The sequence below is a fragment of the Mycobacterium ostraviense genome (assembly GCF_002705925.1).
In the GTDB taxonomy this organism is placed as follows: Bacteria; Actinomycetota; Actinomycetes; order Mycobacteriales; family Mycobacteriaceae; genus Mycobacterium; species Mycobacterium ostraviense.
On sequence record NZ_NKRE01000001.1, the window covers coordinates 726,270 to 743,603 of the forward strand.

At 66.5% G+C, this 17,334-nt stretch carries 12 protein-coding genes and 5 pseudogenes; 7 read left to right on the top strand and 10 right to left on the bottom strand.

The window, feature by feature from the left end; genetic code table 11:
* Positions 1 to 281: 281 nt before the first annotated feature.
* The 3 genes and pseudogenes from CDN38_RS03175 to pcaH all read right to left on the bottom strand — a co-directional run.
* A pseudogene (locus CDN38_RS03175) lies at positions 282 to 1,114 on the bottom strand (lyase family protein); the annotation flags it as partial.
* Complete coding sequence (pcaG, locus tag CDN38_RS03180; RefSeq protein WP_075509351.1) at positions 1,066 to 1,686, bottom strand: protocatechuate 3,4-dioxygenase subunit alpha; 621 nt, start codon at positions 1,684 to 1,686, stop codon at positions 1,066 to 1,068. The pseudogene CDN38_RS03175 and the gene pcaG, both read right to left, overlap by 49 nt.
* A gap of 17 nt (positions 1,687 to 1,703) precedes the next feature.
* Positions 1,704 to 2,454 (bottom strand): annotated as a pseudogene (pcaH, locus tag CDN38_RS03185) (protocatechuate 3,4-dioxygenase subunit beta).
* A gap of 57 nt (positions 2,455 to 2,511) precedes the next feature.
* Here pcaH and CDN38_RS03190 point away from each other — a divergent pair.
* On the top strand, positions 2,512 to 3,273 hold the full coding sequence (locus tag CDN38_RS03190) for a class I SAM-dependent methyltransferase (protein WP_075509352.1): 762 nt from the start codon (positions 2,512 to 2,514) through the stop codon (positions 3,271 to 3,273).
* A 21-nt stretch (positions 3,274 to 3,294) separates the two neighbouring features.
* Here CDN38_RS03190 and CDN38_RS32125 read toward each other — a convergent pair whose 3' ends face one another.
* Together CDN38_RS32125 and CDN38_RS03205 are read right to left on the bottom strand one after the other, a co-directional pair.
* Positions 3,295 to 3,726 carry a helix-turn-helix domain-containing protein gene (locus CDN38_RS32125; protein WP_075509353.1) on the bottom strand — a complete coding sequence of 144 codons (432 nt, stop codon included), beginning with the start codon at positions 3,724 to 3,726 and terminating at the stop codon, positions 3,295 to 3,297.
* 24 nt (positions 3,727 to 3,750) lie between these two features.
* Positions 3,751 to 5,184, bottom strand: a complete 1,434-nt coding sequence (locus CDN38_RS03205) for a hypothetical protein (protein WP_438502283.1) — start codon at positions 5,182 to 5,184, stop codon at positions 3,751 to 3,753.
* Positions 5,185 to 5,391: 207 nt separating this feature from the next.
* Here CDN38_RS03205 and CDN38_RS30310 point away from each other — a divergent pair.
* The 3 genes and pseudogenes from CDN38_RS30310 to CDN38_RS03220 form a co-directional block, all read left to right on the top strand.
* Positions 5,392 to 5,496: pseudogene (locus CDN38_RS30310) on the top strand (hypothetical protein); the annotation flags it as partial.
* A 45-nt stretch (positions 5,497 to 5,541) separates the two neighbouring features.
* Positions 5,542 to 6,008: pseudogene (locus tag CDN38_RS30315) on the top strand (HNH endonuclease signature motif containing protein); the annotation flags it as partial.
* Positions 6,009 to 6,047: 39 nt separating this feature from the next.
* Positions 6,048 to 6,686, top strand: a complete 639-nt coding sequence (locus tag CDN38_RS03220; RefSeq protein WP_180276278.1) for a phosphotransferase-like protein — start codon at positions 6,048 to 6,050, stop codon at positions 6,684 to 6,686.
* 10 nt (positions 6,687 to 6,696) lie between these two features.
* Here the strand turns inward: CDN38_RS03220 and CDN38_RS03225 are convergent, their stop codons facing one another.
* The gene (locus tag CDN38_RS03225; RefSeq protein ID WP_075509088.1) at positions 6,697 to 8,343 is read right to left on the bottom strand and encodes an acyl-CoA synthetase; all 1,647 of its coding nucleotides are present in this window, start codon (positions 8,341 to 8,343) and stop codon (positions 6,697 to 6,699) included.
* Between the two features lie 177 nt (positions 8,344 to 8,520).
* Here CDN38_RS03225 and CDN38_RS03230 point away from each other — a divergent pair, with 177 nt between their 5' ends.
* On the top strand, positions 8,521 to 9,177 hold the full coding sequence (locus CDN38_RS03230; RefSeq protein WP_075509087.1) for a DedA family protein: 657 nt from the start codon (positions 8,521 to 8,523) through the stop codon (positions 9,175 to 9,177).
* On the opposite strand, the gene CDN38_RS03235 is transcribed toward CDN38_RS03230, so the two are convergent.
* Positions 9,178 to 10,188, bottom strand: a complete 1,011-nt coding sequence (locus tag CDN38_RS03235; protein WP_082276920.1) for a glycosyltransferase family 2 protein — start codon at positions 10,186 to 10,188, stop codon at positions 9,178 to 9,180.
* 171 nt (positions 10,189 to 10,359) lie between these two features.
* Entirely contained in the window at positions 10,360 to 10,965 is a 606-nt protein-coding gene (locus CDN38_RS03240; RefSeq protein WP_075509085.1) for a TetR/AcrR family transcriptional regulator, read from the bottom strand.
* A gap of 151 nt (positions 10,966 to 11,116) precedes the next feature.
* Between CDN38_RS03240 and CDN38_RS03245 the strand changes: the two genes are divergently transcribed.
* A complete protein-coding gene (locus tag CDN38_RS03245) occupies positions 11,117 to 11,545 on the top strand; it encodes an anti-sigma factor antagonist (RefSeq protein ID WP_075509084.1) in 429 nt (142 codons plus the stop codon).
* Positions 11,546 to 11,587: 42 nt separating this feature from the next.
* Here the strand turns inward: CDN38_RS03245 and CDN38_RS03250 are convergent.
* Positions 11,588 to 14,474: pseudogene (locus tag CDN38_RS03250) on the bottom strand (arylsulfatase).
* Positions 14,475 to 14,683: 209 nt separating this feature from the next.
* Here CDN38_RS03250 and CDN38_RS03255 point away from each other — a divergent pair.
* Positions 14,684 to 16,402: a thiamine pyrophosphate-binding protein gene (locus CDN38_RS03255; protein WP_075509482.1), complete on the top strand. Its 1,719-nt coding sequence runs from the start codon at positions 14,684 to 14,686 to the stop codon at positions 16,400 to 16,402.
* 36 nt (positions 16,403 to 16,438) lie between these two features.
* On the opposite strand, the gene CDN38_RS28815 is transcribed toward CDN38_RS03255, so the two are convergent.
* Positions 16,439 to 16,762: a hypothetical protein gene (locus tag CDN38_RS28815; RefSeq protein ID WP_142361236.1), complete on the bottom strand. Its 324-nt coding sequence runs from the start codon at positions 16,760 to 16,762 to the stop codon at positions 16,439 to 16,441.
* Between the last annotated feature and the right edge of the window lie 572 nt (positions 16,763 to 17,334).

The window sequence follows — 17,334 nt, forward strand, 5'->3', positions numbered from 1 at the left end:
GTGGCATGGTCGAGCTTACGACCATCGTTGTCCCGCATAGTAATAAGTCAACACGACCGCCCCGGAAAGACGGTGCACCGTACACCGTGTGTCGCCTTACTTATGCGCGGCTTAGTAGATGCGGCCAACGCACAATACACGCCCGCCAACGACGCCAAACGCGCCGACATCCCATACTGGACACAACCCGCACCACAGCAACCGAGGCAAGGACCGCCCAAGGCGGGAACTGGCCCGCAAACTATCGACGAAATCCCATTGCAGACTGACCTTGGTCAAATCGAACCGCCGCGCGGTCCGCTGACGGGTTCGCCGAGTTCGGCGATCTCGGGGCGAGCCATCGTGACGACGTCGGCGGCGATCCGGCCCCAGCAGTCGGTGCACCCGACCAGTCGTCGCCGGCGGCGGTGACCGGCGTCCGCGTGGTGTGCCACGGTAGCCGCACCTGAAGCCCCAAACTGGTTGTGGCACTGCGTACCACACGCTCCGCTAATTCTGTCGGCTCCGCGGTGGCGGTGAGCAGTGACGCCAATTCCATTGTGGCCGACCAGGTCCCGACAGCACCACCGAACTGAGCCGGGGTGGCCAGCGCGCCGAGCCGTCGGTAGGCGTCGACGACGCCGTTGAGCCAGACCGCGGCCTTGGCGCCGAACGTCGTGGGCGCCGCGTACTGAGTCAGGGTGCGGGCCACCATCGGGGTGGCCCGATGCGCCCTGGCCAGCGCCGACAGTGTCGTAATCTGTTGTGCCAGTTCCGTTATCAAATGGTCGGCGACGGAACGCATTCCCAGCATCAGGCTGGTGTCGAGGACATCCTGGCTGGTCAGCCCGCGGTGGATCCACGGCGCGACGGCCGGCAGGGCGCAATCGCGCAGCAGCGACACCAACCCGATGACCGGGTTCCCGCCGTCCTCGGCGGTGACCGCAAGCAGTTCGCAGTCGTGCTCGCCCACCAGGTGCCACAGGTCTGCTCCGGCCCGGTCGATAGGCGCCAGTCCGGCGTAGGCCAGTGCCCCCAGCCAGGCGGATTCCACCGCCACCATCGACCGCAGCAGCGACTCGTCGCTCAGGTAGTCGCCGGCCCGCTGGTCGCCCGGCCACAACAGGTTGGCCATCGCATGTCGTCTCGGTACGTCAGGAACACGGTTTCGGAAGGGCCCTGCAGGTGGATGTCGAAACGGTATCCGCCACGGCCCGAATCATTTTCGGCTACACACCGCAGTGTGTCGCGCCGCGGTGGGTCGACTTGGGCCAACAGCGGATCGGCATCCAGTTCAGGCGACGGCAGGTAGGCCCGGGTGAACAGCCGGTGCAACAAGCCCCGGGCGAATACGGCGATCGCGAAAAACGGCGCCCGGCCGTCGGCCGAGCCGGGTGCCACGGTGGTGAACCGGTAATGTCCGTCCGCGTCGGTCGCGGCCCGGCCGAATCCGGTGAACTCGGCCAACCCGGTACCCGTGCGCCGTAATGAGCCGGCCTGTCGTGGAATGCGACCGTCACCGTCGGCCTGCCAGAGTTCGACCAGGGCGTCGGGAACACCGGCGCCGGCGCCGTCGTAGACCGTGCCGTGTAACCCGATAGCGTCGGGATGCTCATCGGCGACCAGCTGGCTGTCGCCGGGATACGACAACGCGATGCCGAAGAACGGCCCGCCGGTTTGCCCTGGGGTACCAGCGCATTCGTCCATCGCTAGCGGTCCTCGGTTCAGGTCCGGCAGCTGCCCGACACCACGATGTCCCACCGGTAGCCGGTCGCGTACTCGGGCTCGGTGAGGCCATGGTCGTAGGTAGCCAGCAACCTTTGGCGCGCAACGGGTTCCATGATCGACTGGAAGATCGGATCCAATCCCAGGAACGGATCGCCCGGGAAGTACATCTGGGTGACCAGGCGTTGGGTGAACGCCGTCCCAAAGACCGAGAAGTGGATGTGCGCGGGTCGCCAGGCGTTGTGATGGTTGCGCCACGGATAGGGGCCGGGCTTGATGGTGACAAAGCGGTATGAGTCGTCGGCACCGGTGAGGCAGCGGCCGACGCCGGTGAAGTTGGGGTCCAACGGGGCGGGATGCTGGTCGGCGTGGTGGCGATAGCGGCCGCCGGCGTTGGCTTGCCAGATCTCCACCAGCTGGCCCGCCACCGGTCTGCCGGCTCCGTCGAGGACCCGGCCGGCCACGATGCAGCGCTCGCCGATCGGCTCGCCGGGATGACCTGCCGTCAGGTCGGCATCGAGCGGCCCGACTTCCCGCTCGCCGAAGCACGGGGCCCGGCGCTCGACCTCCTCGGGGTCGATCGGCCAGCAGGGCGCGTTCGGGATGGCGCAGCACACTGCTGCGATACGGCGGATAGTCGAGCCGGGGCTGGGTCTCTGCCCCGCCGGAGCGCTGGTATTCGGCTGCGATGGCATTGATTTCCGACGTGATGTCGGCTTGGGACGCGATGCGCTGCGGTGCGGCATTCACGAAGCGTGAGGCTACTCGCAATAGGCACCCCGGACCTATGGGGCTAGCGTTACCGCCATGGCGCGTGACTACGTCTACGACCAGGGCTTCTCGCAGGAACGGACCCGGTTGGCCGGCATCGAAACCCTGTGGGACCCCGGTACGCAAGCCTTGTTGGACGACCTCGGTATCGGCCCCGGCTGGAGGTGCCTGGAGGTGGGCGCCGGCGGCGGCTCGCTGCTGCAGTGGATGAGCGGCCGCGGTGCCACGGTGGTAGCCGTCGACATCGATACCCGCTTCATCGAACCGCTGGCCAGCGACACGATCGACGTCCGCCGCCTCGACATCAGGACCGACGAGCTTCCCCCGGGTGAGTTCGACTTGGTGCATTCCCGGCTGGTACTGGAACACCTGCCGGAGCGCCGGCAAATCATCGACCGGCTGGCCGCGGCGCTACGGCCCGGCGGGTGGATGGTCATCGAGGACTACGACTGGACCGCCTTCGGCTTCGAGGGGGCTGGCGCAGAACTCGACCGGGTAACCGAGGCGATCCTGTCCTTCATGCAGCGCTCCGGCTTCGAACCCCATTACGGCCGCCAGGTCGTCGCCGACCTGGCCGCCGCCGGGCTCACCGAGGTCCGCGGTGACGGCCGCGCCCGTGTTATCGATTCCGCCACACCGGGTTTCAACTTCTTCAGGTTGTCCTTCGAGAGTCTGCGCGATGCCGTCGTCGATGCGGGGCTCATTTCCCCCGAGGACGCCGACGCGGCCGCGGCACGCTTCGGCGAGGACATCCGCGTCTTCACCCCGATCATGATGGCCGGAATCGGCCGCCGGTAACGGGCCTCGGCTACCGGGACGCTACAGGCTTCGGACCAGCGCGGCCCTGCCCTTGGTACGAAGCTTGTACAGGGCAGATCCGCGATATTGCCCCATGCGCGCGGCCATCTTCTCGCCCAGTTCCTCGAGCTCGGCATCGGTGATCTTGACCACCTGATCAGCTTCGGTTTGAACGCGCTGGGGCACACACCCGCTACCAACATATCCACGTATGGCTGGGGCACCCGGTGCATCTCGGCGGACGAAGCCCCGATAGGTCAGCATCGCCAGCAGCCGGTGCGCGGTGGACGACGCCACACCCAGATACCGGGTCGCCTCACTCAACCGGATCTCGGGGCGTTCACCGAGCAGCAACAGCAGCTTCAGCGCATTATCAACCGATTCGATCGGATATTGCGGCACAAGCGAATCCGCGGCCGGCGTGCCCGTCGTGCGCTGCCTTTTCGTCGGCATGACAGTGACGTTATCAGCGCACCGTCACACAATCGTCCCGGGCAAACCGTTGCTGCCGGGCACACCCAAGTTGCCGGTGAACCCGGAGTTGCCGCCCGGACCACCGGCAGCGCCACCAGTGCCACCTTGCCCGCCGAGCGCCAGATTGCCGCCTTGGCCTACGGTGCCGCCCGTCGACGCGTTTCCACCATTGCCGCCATTGCCGCCGGCGCCGCCCTGACCGCCGTTGCCACCGGTGCCACCGGTACCCGTGCCGCCGTTGGCGCCGGCCCAGCCGATCACGCCGCCGGCTCCCCCACTGCCGCCGGTCGCTCCACCGGCCCCTCCCGCGCCGCCGGTGCCGCCGTTGCCGCCGAGGGCGCCGTTGTTACCGGTACCGCCAAACGTGGCCGCGGTGCTGGTGGTGGTGCCTGCCCCGCCGAAACCACCGTCGCCACCGGCGCCGCCGATGCCGCCGATCCCGCCGACACCACCTGCGCCGCCGCCGCCGCCGGCGCCGCCGATGCCGATGAACCCGGCGCCGCCGCCGTTGCCGCCGACACCCCCGGTTCCACCCGTCCCGCCGGTGCCACCAATGCCGCCCACTCCGCCGAGACCGCCGTTGCCGCCGGTCGCCGTGCCCGTGCCGTTGTTGAGGCCCTGGCCGCCGGCGCCGCCGTCACCGCCGGCAAAGCCGGCGGCGCCGATACCACCGGTGCCACCGGTCCCTCCTGCGCCTCCGGCACCGCCGTTGCCGATGAACATCCCGCCATGTCCGCCGTTGCCGCCCACGCCACCGGTACCGCCGTTACCGCCGGTTGCACCTAATGCCACGCTCGCCGCGCCACCGTTACCGCCGGCTCCGCCTTTGGCGGCACCATTGCCCGCGGTTTGACCCAGGCCGCCCATGCCGCCGGCGCCACCGTCACCGCCGCTGGCGCTACCGGTGTTGCCGTTACCTCCGGTCCCGCCGTTGGCATTGACGGCTCCCGTGATCGAGCCGTTGTTCGTGACCGTGGCGGCCCCGCCGGCCCCGCCCGCGCCGCCATTGCCGCCGGCACCGGCGGTGCCGCCATTGCCGCCGTCGCCGGCGGTCATGTCGATAACGCCCGTAATGGAGCCGATATTGGTGTTCGTCACCGATGTGGCGCCGCCGGTGCCCCCGGTGCCGCCGGTCTGGCCGGCGCCGCCGGGGTCGCCGGTACCACCGTTCGCGCCGTTGAAAACGACGTGAGCACCAATGATGCCGTTATTCGTGATCGACGCGGGCATCGGGGCGGAACCGGTACCGGCCGTGCCGCTGGGCGGCGGGTTGACCCCATTCGCTCCGGTCAGACCCGTGCCGCCCTGCCCGCCGTTGCCGCCGGAACCGAACCAGTTGGCGTTGCCGCCGTTACCGCCCTGTCCGGGAAGGCCGCCCAGGATGCCTGCCACAGCGGTACCGCCTTGCCCGCCCGCGCCACCGTCGCCCAACAACATGCCGCCGGCGCCGCCGTTACCGCCGGCCGCACCGGCTCCACCGAAACCGCCGATACCTCCGTTGCCGATCAGTACCGGGCCGGCACCCCCATTACTGTCTCTTATACACATCTAAAAAAAAAAACACGATCGGGATGGTCAGCCCCATCAACTACGAGAACGCTGCGGCCACCAACCGGGAAGCCGCATAGAGGAAACCTCCACGATTTGGGGGGAACCACAGTGCGTCAGTGGGGTTTTATGCAGGGTCTCAAGCAGAAGCTCGGACCAGGTGTCGACGTGCGGATGAAGCTGGTGGAGTGGAACCGGTGAGCTTTAATGCCCCACCTGTGAGGGGTAGCTTACGGATTTGCGACCAACCTCAACTGTCTCTGCCGAAAACACCACCGGTTGAAGACATTTCACGGCGGTATCACCGGATGGCGGGACGAGCAACTGCCCGACGGCGTCGTGATCTGGACATCGCCGACCGGCAAGACATATCGAACGGTACCCGCGGGCGCCGAGTTGTTCTCGAATCCGGCGCCACGCCGATCTCGGACCCGGGCCGACGAACGCGCCGCGCGGATCGCGCGAGCACGCAACCGCAATCACGTTCAACGCCGCGTCAACACCGCCGAACAAGAGTTGCGGCAGGTACGGAAAGCAGGGATCGAAGCGCGCAAGTTTCGAAACCGCATGCGCGACATGCTGTTTCTCTTCAGGGCGAACCGAGCACCAGCCCGTTTTGCACCTGGGTGAATAGTCCCCGCGAATCCGAGGAACTCCCACCGGACTGGCGGCCATCGCCGGTGCCCCCATTGCCCGACGATCCACCATTTTGACGGGCAATAACCTGAACCTGGCGGTACCCTCATTCGGCTATGGCAGCTATGACTGAGACGGCGCAGGGCAAGCTCATCATTCTCAACGGCGGATCCAGCGCGGGAAAGACGTCACTCGCTATGGCGTTCCAAGACTTGGCCGCCGAATGCTGGATGCACCTGGGGATCGATCTGTTCTGGTTTGCACTGCCTCCGGCGCAACTGGACCTCGATCGAGTGCGGCCCGAGTACTACACGTGGGACAGCGTGGTCGAAGACGACGGCGTCGACTGGTTCACCGTGCATCCTGGTCCGCTCTTGGATCAGGCCATGCATGCCCGCTACCACGCCATCCGGGCCTACCTGGACAACGGCATGAACGTGATCGCCGACGAGGTGATCTGGAAGCGGGAGTGGCTGGTGGACGCTCTCCGGATTTTCGAGGGCTGCACAGTGTGGATGGTCGGAGTCCATGTCTCCGACGAAGAGGGCGCTCGCCGGGAACGAGAACGCGGCAACCGCTACCCCGGCTGGAACCGGGGCAGCGCCCGCGCCGCACATGCCGATGCCGAGTACGACTTCGAACTGGACACCACGGCCACCCCGGTCCAGGCGCTGGCCCGAGATCTGCACGAGCGCTACCGGGCCTGCCGGGAGCCCACCGCCTTCAACCGGCTACATAAGCGCTTTCTGTCCTGAGCCCGACGCGTTAAAGCCTTTGTGTCACTTGCTCTTTCGCCCAACGGTAATCGGCCTTGCCCGATGGCGAACGTTGCACCCGGCTGCAGAAGACGATTTCCTTCGGAAGCTTGTAGCGCGCAATGTGGCGCGCGGCCTCGGCGATGATGCTGTCAGGGTCGGCATGCCGGCCCGGCGCCAACTGGACGATCGCGACGACTTCGCTTCCCCACCGGATACTGGGACGGCCCGTCACGACGACGTCGTACACAGCGGGGTGCTCGGCGATCGCGGCCTCGACTTCCTCGGCAAAGATTTTCTCCCCGCCGGAGTTGATGGTGACCGAATCACGGCCGAGCAGCTCGATTCCGCCATCGGGGGCCCAGCGGGCGCGGTCACCGGGAACCGAATGGCGAATCCCTTCGATGACGGGAAACGTCCGCGCGGTCTTCTCCGGGTCGCCGAGGTATCCGAGCGGAATCAGACCCTGCTGAGCCAACCAGCCGATTTCGTCATCCCCGGGCGACAGGATCCGGGTCATGTCTTCGCTGACCACCACTGCGCCCGGGTTCGGAGCGAACCGGCCGGAAGCACCCTGCAGGCGAGTGGACACCTGGCCCATCTGTGACCCCGACTCCGAGGAACCACCTGCATCCAGGATCGCCAGTTGCGGCAGCAATTCCACGAAGCGCTGCTTGATCGGAGCGCTGAGCGCCGCACCGCCGGTGACCAGAACAAATAGCCCGGACAGGTCGTAATCGCCGGACTCGAGTTCGTCGATCAGCGGCCGGCCGAAGGCGTCGCCGACAATCGACAGCGACACCACCTGTTCCCGGCTGGCCAGTGCCCACACTTCGGCAGGATCGAAGTGGGTAGTCGTCGGCGCCATCACAAACGTCCGTCCACCGCACAGGTTGATGAATGCCGCCCACTGGGCCGCGCCGTGCATGAGCGGCGCCGCCGTCATCGAACCCGGCCCGTCCGGCCGTGACCGCTCGACGATCTCCTCCAGGCTGGTGGCCATCTCGCCGGTGCCGAAAGCCCGTCCGCCCATGGCGTTCATGTAGATGTCGTGCTGACGCCACAGCACCGCCTTGGGCATTCCCGTGGTGCCACCGGTGTAGAGCACATAAAGGTCGTCGGGCGACGGGGTCACGTCGAGCGGCTCGTCGGACATCCCAGACATCGACGCCAGCAGTTCCTCGTAGCGCACCGCCCCCGGCAACGGATCGTTTCCCGAATGGTCGTCGACATGGATCAGGCGCGGGCGGCGGTCGTATCTCTCCAAAGCCTCAGCCAGCGTGGGGCCGAACCGTGCGTGGTAGATGACGGCGTCGGCCGCGGCATTGCCGAGCAGATACACCAATTCGTCGGCAACGTAGCGGTAGTTGACGTTGAACGGGGCGACCCGGGCTTTGTAGGCCCCGATCATCGCCTCGAGGAACTCGTTGCAGTTCGCCATGTACAAACCGAGGTGGCTTTGCCCCGATTCGTAAGGCGCCAACTCAGAGCGTTCCCGACGAACGCCGAGCCCCCACCGATGCAGGGCGCAGGCGAATCGGCGGGCGCGTTCGTCGGTCTGCGCGTAGGTGAATCGCCGGTCCCCGAACACGATGCAGTCGCGATCCGGATTGGCCGCCGCCACCGCCGAGAACACCTGAGCGATGTTGAAATCCACTAACGGCCTCCTGGCGATGTGACGGCCGAATATACGCCATCGGGGGCGCTCCCGTCGGGGGCGTCGACGGCACCCGGGTTGCGCACTCCTGGGGCAGATGTGACGGCAGATGCGGCGCCGCAGGGTCACGAGCCTCGTTACACGGCGCGGCGAGCATGCGTCAGGCATCCTTGAGCAATGGACGTGGAAGCCCTGCTGCACTCGATCCCGCCGCTTGCCGTCTACCTGGTGGTGGGCGGCGTGGTCGGAGTCGAGAGTCTGGGCATTCCCCTTCCCGGGGAGATCGTGTTGGTCAGCGCGGCGCTGATGTCGTCACATCACGATCTGGCCGTCAACCCCGTCGGTGTTGGCGTTGCCGCCGTCATCGGCGCGGTAGTCGGTGATTCGATCGGTTATTCGATCGGCCGCCGATTCGGCATGCCGTTGTTCGACCGGCTCGGCCGACGATTTCCGAGGCACTTCGGCCCCGGACATGTCGCGCTCGCCGAGCGGCTGTTCAACCGCTGGGGAGTTCGCGCGGTGTTCTTCGGTCGCTTTATCGCGCTGCTGCGGATCTTGGCCGGGCCGCTCGCCGGCGCCTTGAAAATGCACTACCCACGATTTCTGGCCGCCAATGTGTCGGGTGCCATCTGTTGGGCCGGTGGCACCACCGCGTTGGTCTACTACGCCGGGATGGCGGCGGAACGCTGGTTGCAGCGCTTCTCCTGGGTCGCGCTGGTCGTCGCCATCGTGGTCGGGATCAGCGCGGCAATCCTGCTGCGCGAGCGCACGTCGCGGGCGATCGCCGAACTCGAGCAGGAGCACTATCGCAAGGCGGACGCGGCGGCCCGCTAGCTAGGCGACGAGCCGGTGCCCCGCCACGGCTGCCGGGCGACGAGCAGGCACGTCACTGGCAACCACAGGCAACCGCTCACCACTGGGTATTGCGCGTGAGCGGGGGCGCGGCAATCCATCGCGCTTGCCGCGCAGTTCGGCACACAGCTTCGACAGCGTCAATTGATGGTTCTCGCCGTCGAAGAAGAACCGCATTATGCGAAGCGGGAAATAGACCAGCGCGAGTACTGACATCGCGATTAGCGCGACATTACTTCTGACGCCGTGCAATTTAGTCGTCCTGATGTAGCGAGTGATGTACCAGTAGGCGTCGCGCACCGTGCATTCCGCCCGGCGGCAGGACAAACCGCCCACCAGTGCGGGATCGTATCCGACCTCGAATCCGTTCTTGAATAGCGTGATCGCCAGATCGATGTCCTCGTGCAGCCGGTCTTCGGGATCCAGCTGGGTGAGGTGACGAATCGCCTGCCACGCGGACGCGCGAATTGCCATATTCGCTCCGTAGAGGAACCGCTGATCCTTGCCGCTGCGATACAGTGTCCGGCGGACCATGCGCTCGAAAACGAGACCGAGCGCGGGAAACGGCATGTCGTAGTAGAAGACCGGCCCCGAGACCGCGTCGAGGCCCGGGTCCTCAAAGCGGGACCGAACCGTCTCGACCCAGTCATGGGGAGGAATGGCGTCGGCGTCGATCCGGGCGATCACGTCACTGCGCGCATTGTCAAACCCATAATTGCGAGTCGGAATAACGCCCTGGTGCTCGGTTTGATGGAGCAGGCGTATGTCTATATGCGGATTCTGTTCTTGATACCGTCGTACGATCGACGCGGTGCCGTCGGTCGACCTATTGTCCACCACAATGATCTCATCCGGCGGCGATGTCTGCCGAATGGATGCCGCCAGGCACTTGCCAATAAAGCGTTCTTCGTTATAGGCGGGAATAACGATTGCCACCGTATGAGACCATCCCGCCGCTGACCGAGATTCCAGGCCGACGCCCACAATAGCCATGTGGTTTCCTCATTCTCCGCCTATTGGGCGCCGGCTCTCGCCTGCATGCCCATCGCTGTCGTGTCCGGTGCGCAACTCAGTCGCTTCGCACTTACTATAAGTAAGTACAACTATTTGTCAATACAATGATTGCTTTAGGCAATCGTTTGCCAGGCCGACAGCCGGCGAACGCTAACCGGCCGCTTCGGATTGGGGACGATGCTGTTCGATGAGAACGCGGGCCATCTTTTGCGAACGGTGAGCCGCCTCGGAGTCCCCAACGGCCGCCATGATGATGGCGCCCTTCATGAGGATGTGCCACGACCAGGCGAAATCCTCCACGTTCCGGAGGCCGGCTACCACCGCACGTTCCCGCACGATGTCACGGACATGGTCGATATGGGCGACGCAAGCCTGCCCGACGGGATGATCACGCCCCAACTCGAGCAGCACATTGATAAACGCGCAGCCTTCATATCCGTCGCGACTTTGGAACCAATCGTGCAGGACGTCGAAGATCGCCAGCAATTGTTCCTCGGGGGTGTTGCCCAGCTCCCGCGAGTGCGCCTCGATCAGACCGTATGTCCAGAGTTCTTCGCGCCGCTGCAGCACCGCCAGCACCAGGTCGTTCTTGGTCGCGAAATGCCGGTACAGCGTGGCCCTGGCCACACCCGCCCGCTCGATCACCTCGTCGGTGCCTACCGCTCGGATACCGCGCCGGCTGAACAGTTCGTAGGCGGCCCCCAGGATGCGCTCACGAGCCGGTGCAGCCGGCGTGGCGAACTCCGGTATGGCCATAGCGAACCCTAACCATACTCTCAGACCCCGGATGTAGACAGACCGTCCTGTCTCGTTATACAAATGAGACCTAAGGAACCAAGTCTGTCTTCAGACGCGCAGGACGGGCATCCATCGCGGCGCTGCGGCGCCAGTCGATTAGGAGTGCGCCATGAGCGTGGTTACAGCAGAACCGATCACCCCTCACCTGATGCTCAGCACGCGGCTTGTCAGCGAGTTGGGCGACCCGCGCAGCACCTTGCGGGCGACCACCGACCGCAACGGAGCGGCGGTGTTGATATACGCGGGCGGCGAGGTCGATGCCTGCAACGAGCACACCTGGCGCCAGCTGATCACCGAGACGGCCACCAGCGTCCCCCGGTCGGGGTTGTTCGTCGTCGACGTCACCGGCCTGGATTTCATGGGTTGTTGCGCCTACGCCGTGTTGGCCGACGAGGCCGATCGGTGTCGTCGCCGCGGCGCCGAGCTACGACTGGTGACCCCGCAATCGACCGTCGCCCGAGTCGTGGCGGCCTGCGGGTTCAACGACTTATTGCCCGTGTACCCGACCGTGGACGCTGCCCTGCGGCCGAGCTGGTAGTCCAAGCAGCTCCGGACGTCGCGCGCGTGGGGCTCCCCGCGTTCACCCCGCGGCGCCCTGGCCGACAGCGTGCACGGCCGCGTGCTCGTGTAGCGCTCTTTCGGCTTCCTCGTGCACGGGCCGCAGGTCGAACACCACCTCGCGGATGGCGCCGGTGAACGGGTATGGCGCTCTGTCCTCGTAGGCGCGGTCGACCACCAGGCCGTTGTCGCGACCGATGTCCATCCCGGCGTAGGAGGAGAAGGCCAACGGCACGGTTTGCGGCATGTCGCCTTCGCCGATCAACTCGTCGTCGGCCCGGGACGGGCTGGGTGGACTCGAAGAGCATCTTGACCGTGACGTCGCCGGCGGGGATCGGCTTGATGGAGACCTGCCGGTAGGTTTCCACGCCGAGCATGGAGTGGCTGTGGTGCAGCAACTGCTGCTCGTCGACCCAGAGACCGAACCCGCCGATGAAGTCGGCGTTGGCCACGACGACGCCCTCGGCACCGCTGTCGGGCAGGTGTAGGCGGGCTTCGATGGCGTAGGACCGGCCGTAGATGCGCGGGATCATGCCGCGCTGAATGTTGTGCACGTCGCCCTTGAACGAGAACCGCGTGACCGTGGGCATCGGCGGCAGCTGGCCGAACACCACCGCCAGGCCGCCCAGCAGCGGGAGCACCCGGTTGCGTTCGGCTTCCTGCCACCACAGCCGGGTGAGTTCTGCGACCTTGTCGGGATGTTCGCCGGCAAGGTTGTGCGCCTGGGAGAAGTCGTCGGGCAGGGAGTACAGCTCCCAGACGTCGTTGTCGGGGTCGTAGCTTCCGGGGGCGAAGCGCTGAAGTGTTTCCGGGGGGAAATCCCATGGCGCCTTGCCCAGGCGGGTACACGCCCACCAGCCGTCCTGGTATAGCGCCCGGCTGCCGAACATTTCGAAGTACTGCACCCGGTGGCGCTCATCCGCGGCGGCGTCGTCGAAGGTGTGCAGGAAGCTGGTGCCGTCCTTCGGTTCCTGGTCGACGCCGTCGACGCTGGTCGGCTCGGGCAGGCCCACCGCCTCCAGCACCGTCGGTGTGATGTCGATGCAGTGGGTGAACTGGCCGCGAATTCGCTTGTCCGGCTTGATCCGGCCGGGCCAGGCAACCACCATCGGATCCTGCGCCCCGCCGAGATGGCTGGCCATCTGCTTGCCCCATTGGAACGGTGTGTTGTTGGCGTGCGCCCAGGCCGAGGCGAAGTGCGGGGCGGTGTGCTCGTCACCGAGCGCTTCGATTCCACCGTACTGTTCGATCAGCCGCAGCTGGTGGTCGGCGTCGAGGACAAGGCCGTTCAGAAACGTCATCTCGTTGAACGACCCGGTGATGGTGCCCTCCATGCTGGCACCGTTGTCACCCCAGATGTAGAAGACCAGCGTGTTGTCCAACTCGCCCAGCTCTTCGACGGCGTCAAGTAGCCGGCCTACGTTCCAGTCGGCGTTCTCGGAGAAGCCGGCGAACACCTCCATCTGCCGGGCGTAGAGCTTTTTCTGCGTGTCCGACAAACTGCCCCATGCCGGAAAAAGGCTTGGCCGCTCGGTCAATTCGGTGTCCGGCGGCACGATGCCCAGGTTCTGCTGCCGTTGCACTGTCTGCTGCCGGTAGACGTCCCAGCCGTCGTCGAAGGCACCGCGGTATTTGTCGGCCCACGCCTTGGCGACGTGATGGGGGGCATGGGTGGCCCCGGTGGCGTAATACATCATCCAGGGTTTGTCGGTATCTTGGGCCCGCACGGCGTGCAGCCACTGGACGGCCTTATCGGTGAGGTCGTCGGGGAAGTAATCGGGCTTGCCGTCCCCGCCTGCCGATCCCTGCGGTACTCCGAGCACCGAGTTGTCCTGGGTGATGATCGGGTCGTACTGGCCGGCGGCCCCGGACAGAAAGCCCCAGTAGTGGTCGAATCCCCAACCCAGCGGCCAATTGTCGAACGGGGCCCGCGGCGCCCTGGACACTGTCGGGAGTCAGATGCCACTTGCCGAAACCGCCAGTGGCATAGCCGTTGTCACGCAATATCCGCGGCAGCGCCGCACAGCTGCGCGGCTTGACCGACGAATAGCCGGGGAACGGACCCGGATACTCCGCGATCGACCCGAAGCCGACGCGGTGGTGGTTACGTCCGGTCAACAGCGCCGCCCGAGTTGGTGAGCACACGGCTGTGACATGGAATTTGTTGTAGGTCAAGCCATTCTGTGCGACACGGGTCAACGTCGGGGTGCGGATCGCGCCGCCGAAGGTGTCCGGGCCGCCGAATCCCGCGTCGTCGATCAGCACGATCAGCACGTTGGGCGCGCCCTCCGGCGCCTTCGGTCCCGGAACGATCGTCCAGTCGCCCACCGACTCCCCCATCGTGCGGCCCATCACGCCGCCGAATTTGCGGTCCGGTAGCGGCAGCCGGGTGCGGTCCGGGTTGAACTTGCCCATCGCCTCGGCCAACGCCGACTGCAGCCCGCGAAGCGTCGACTTGTCCAGTTCCGCAACCGATTTCATCGGCGACGAATCCAGCGCCTGCTCGACGGCGAGCCGGCCGCCTTCCGGTAACACGGCAATCACCGCTGCCGTGCCGGCCGACAACGCCTGGCCGATCTTGTCGCCGAGGCCGGACTTGAGCCGGTGGTCGGCGAACCTGCCCGCCAAGGCACCGGCCGCGGCACCGACCGCCGCCGACGCCAGCAACGCCGGGGCGAACAGCCCAACCGCCAGACCCACCCCCACCCCCCAGGCCGCCCCCCGGCGGCCAAGGCAGTTACCGGTGTCGATCAGCACGGGTTACCGTCGGCGTCCTTGCCGACCAGCACGGCGCCGGTCAACTCCAGCGTCCGGTTCTTCACCCTCTCGGTCAGAGTGCCGAAATCGCCGCGCGCGGCGGCGATGTCGGGGTAGCCGGCCACCAGCACCAGCGCATGATCGTCGCTCATCGAAGTCCCTTTCCGCGGGTGTTGAGCTTCGGCTCCCCGCACGCCGTTGCAGCAATCGTGGTGACCCGCGGAACCGATCGGTAGGGACCAACGTCCCCGAAACCAGCGCACGGCCTCAAGGACCCGAGTTAGTGACTTCAGCCTCTTCCGCCCACGGAGCACCGGTTGGTGCGATCCATGGGTGAGCAACTCACGCTTGGGAGGTTGAGATGACCGAGATGACCGGCGGCGAGCTCTTCGCCCGTTCGCTTCAGGCCGAGGGGATCGAGTTCCTCTTCGGGCTGCCGTCCCCGGAGATCGATCCGCTTTTCGCGCAATTGAACGCCTACGGTATCCGGTTGGTGCCGGTGCGCCACGAAGCAGCCGGGGTGCACATGGCCGAGGGCCTGTACAAGACGACGGGCAAGGTTGCGGCTGTGCTGGGCAATCCGGGCCCCGGCTCGGCGAACCTGCTGCCGGGGGTGGTCACCGCACTGCACGAAGGAGTTCCGGTGCTGGCCATCACCTCCCAGCACCGGCTCGGGATCGTCTATCCCTCACCGCCGTCGACCTTCCAGGGCCAAGACCAACTCGACCTTTTTCGGCCTGCCGTCAAGTGGGGCGGCCCGATCTTCGAATGGGCACGCATCCCCGAGGTGCTACGGCTGGCGTTCCGCGAGATGCACAACGGACGGCCGGGTCCGGTCCACGTCGAGCTGCCGGCGCCGATTCTGTATGAGACCGGCGATCCGCGGACGGCGCCGGTGTGGCCGCCCGCCAGCTACCGCGTCGGGCCGCCGCAACCGTCGGACCGCCAGCTCGACGAGGCCGCGGCACTGCTGGCGGCCGCCGAGCGCCCAGTGGTGATCGCGGGCCAAGGCGTCGACCGCGCCGATGCGCGCGATCGTGTGCTAGACATCGCCGAGCTGCTGGGCTGCCCGGCCATCGCCTCGATGGCCGGGCGCGCGTGCGTCCCGGCCGATCATCCCAACTACGTATTCGGGTTCGGCCCGGCCGGCGACCTCGCGCGCAGCGAGGCCGACGTGTTGCTGGTGGCCGGCTCGCGGATGGGAAACCTCGACGTCCCCTACGACAGCTATTGGGGCGACCCGACGGGGAAGCGGCTGATCCAGATCGACATCGACCCAAGGCATTTCGGTGTCACCCGGCCGATGCACCTGGGCATCCTGGCCGACGCGCGAGCCGCGCTCGACGGCATTGCCGCGCGGCTGCGTGCGACGGATCTCGGCCCCCGCGACGGCGCCGACCTGGCCCGCTACCGCCGGCTCGACGAGCAGGTCCGGATGCAGGTGGCCACCCCGATCCTCGAATGGCAGGGCCCGGGCATCCACCCCGCGCACGCGGCCGGTGTGATCGGCGCGGTGTTCGGTCTGGATGCGGTGTACACCGTCGATGGGGGCAACACGTCGCTGTGGGCATACAACGTGCTGCCCCCGACACGGCCGCGGTCCTACCACTCGATCCTCGAGCTCGGGATGCTGGGCACCGGGATCCCGTCGGCGATCGGCGCCAAATTGGGCGCGCCCGAACGCGAGGTGGTATGCGTCACCGGCGACGGGGCCGCGGGATTCAACATCATGGAGTTGCAGACGGCTGCCCGCGAGGGCATCGACGTCACCGTGGTGGTGTTCGCCGAGGGCTCCTGGACGATGGAGGAACTGAACGAACTTCAGTTGTACGGAACGACATTCGGCACCGCGCAGGGCGAGATCCGGTGGGACGTCGTCGCGCAGGGGCTCGGCTGCCACGGCGAGTACGTGGAGCGGATCGAGGACCTCGACGGTGCCCTGCGGCGTTCTCGCGAGCACTGCGGTCCGAGTCTGGTGTGTGTGCGGACCGACCACGCCGCCAACCTCGCCATCCCAGCCGAGATGACGGCCCGGTTCTTCGAGGTCTACTCCGGCCCCGCCAAACCCGCTGTTGTCTAAGTTCGGCGTCGTTGGCCTGAGCCGAGTGATGCGAGACTATCCGGATCCTCCGTCGTCGGGTTGGTTGGCAATGCAGGCCCGGTAGGCCTCCCAGCACATCGCGGCAGCGTCGGGCGGCACGTACCGCTCCCCGTAGATGCCTATTTGCACGCTGGCCGACATGCAGGCCTGCTTTTCGCTGTTACAGCTCGTTGTGGGCGCGTCCTGTTGCTGCAGCGACAGGCTGCCCAGGTCTCCGGTCTTCCCGCTTACGCAGGGTGTTGTCGGTGAAACGGCCGCCGCTGGGGTGGCTAAGACGCTGGCGATCGGGCAGAGCAGAACTGTTGCCAGCGCTAGCCGGGCGACGGGTTTGAAAGACATCAGCGACTCCTCACGAGAGAATGTCAGGGGTTTCAGAATTGCGCCCGTCGTCTTGTCGGGTTAGGGCATTAGTGCCCACACGGCGGGGCAAGAAGTCCCTAGGGCCTTCGCCGGTTACCGCAGATCCGCCGGGCAACCCGATGGACATGCTGCCCGCGGACAAAGAGCAGCACAGCGTGTGCGTTATCGCCCCGGGCATCGAGCATCGCGGCCGGCGCCTGCGCGGGGTGAGACGTGCGCTCAGCGGTGGCGTGATGACGATTAGCCATCACGAGTCCGAGGGAACACAGCAACACAGCGATCACCGCTATCAGCGCCGCCGCCTTGCCGGCCCGTACCCTGGTGGCGAATCTGCCGGGACCGCTAGGAGCGCGGGTCAGCAACGGTTCACGCGGGTCCGGCGCTGCCAGAACCGGGTTAGGTTTTCATTCTGCGCTGAGGGCGACGAAATCGCGGTCGGCAGCGCTCTGGGCGCAGACTGGATGCCCTGGATGCAGACTCGCACGTCAAACCGCCCGGGAAACGGCAGGCGACTCAGCTGATCGCCAGGGCGGCCAGTCCGGTGGCGCCGA